The sequence below is a fragment of the Porphyromonas sp. COT-108 OH1349 genome (assembly GCF_000768755.1).
GTDB classification, from domain to species: domain Bacteria; phylum Bacteroidota; class Bacteroidia; order Bacteroidales; family Porphyromonadaceae; genus Porphyromonas_A; species Porphyromonas_A canoris.
This window is the reverse complement of sequence record NZ_JRAH01000009.1, coordinates 1-1,323: the sequence shown is the minus strand read 5'-3', so window position 1 is coordinate 1,323 and position 1,323 is coordinate 1. Positions and strand designations below refer to the sequence as shown.

Annotated in this window: 1 protein-coding gene; it reads right to left on the bottom strand. The window is 50.9% G+C overall.

All coding sequences use genetic code 11. From position 1 onward, the window contains the following. A partial coding sequence (locus tag JT26_RS10770; RefSeq protein ID WP_369793998.1) for a leucine-rich repeat domain-containing protein occupies positions 1–1,323 on the bottom strand: 1,323 nt, incomplete at both ends.

The window sequence follows — 1,323 nt, the reverse complement described above, 5'->3', positions numbered from 1 at the left end:
GTTCTTGTAGCAGAACAACTGTTCCAAAGCGGTGTTGTTGCTCACATCCAATGAGGAGAGCTGCTCTCCTCTACAACGAAAATCGGTTACCTTTCCATGCACCGTAATGGTCTGAGAGCCGAGCGTGTACTCTTTATCGGAGCCAAATTCGGTTACGCTCTCGCCTGCATCTTTGACCTTGTTGTTGTTCAGGTCTATCCAGACATCCGCTTGGTCTTCCGGCTCGGCGTTGATCGAAAGCTTTATCTTCTCGCCGACGGCTTTCGTTGTCGTCATCGTCATGCTGTAGCCGGCAGGCGGAGTATCTCCGACATCCAATTTCCAGCCTTTGTCCTTGGCTATCTTCTTGTTGCACGCATCCGTACCCGGATTGTTTGCGATCCAGATCTTCTTCCGACCGAAGCTCTGCCCTTTTACATCTGGAAGCGTGCGGAATATCTCGTTCAGTGTCTCCGCGCTCAGCTTACAGCTCTTGACCGACAACTCATCATTTATGCTGCTCGAGATCTTCAAGGAGCTAAGGTTGGCGTTCTCCTCGCAGTTCAAATAAGTCAAAGCTGTGTTCTTGCTCACATCCAGCAAGGTGAGGAAGTTAGAGTAGCAGGACAACTTGGTCAAAGCAGTGTTCTTGCTCACATCCAGCGAGGTGAGGGAGTTAGAGTAGCAGTCTAACCGTGTCAAAGCAGTGTTCTTGCTCACATCCAGCGAGGTGAGGGAGTTAGAGTTGCATATCAACCATTCCAACTCGGTATTCTTGCTCACATCCAGCGAGGTGAGGGAGTTAGAGTAGCAGCGCAACTCTGTCAAAGCCGTGTTCTTGCTCACATCCAGCGAGGTGAGGGAGTTAGAGAAGCAGTACAACTCTGTCAAAGCAGTGTTCTTGCTCACATCCAGCGAGGTGAGGGAGTTAGAGGAGCAGTCCAACACTGTCAAAGCGGTGTTCTTGCTCACATCCAGCGAGGTGAGGGAGTTAGAGTAGCAGGACAACTCTGTCAAAGCGGTGTTCTTGCTCACATCCAGCGAGGTGAGGGAGTTAGAGTAGCAGTACAACTCGGTTACCTTTCCATACACCGTAACGGTCTGCGAGCCGAGCGTGTACTCTTGAGGAGGGTCAAATTCGGTTATGCTATCGCCTGCATCTTTGACCTTGTTGTTGTTCAGGTCTATCCAGACATCCGCTTGGTCTTCCGGCTCGGCGTTGATCGAAAGCTCTATCTTCTCGCCTACCTTTTTCTCTGTCGTCAAGGTGATGGAAGGAAGATCCTCTTCCACGTCATCGCCCAAGATCGTCAGGCGGTTATCTTTCCACTCTGCCCGTACACG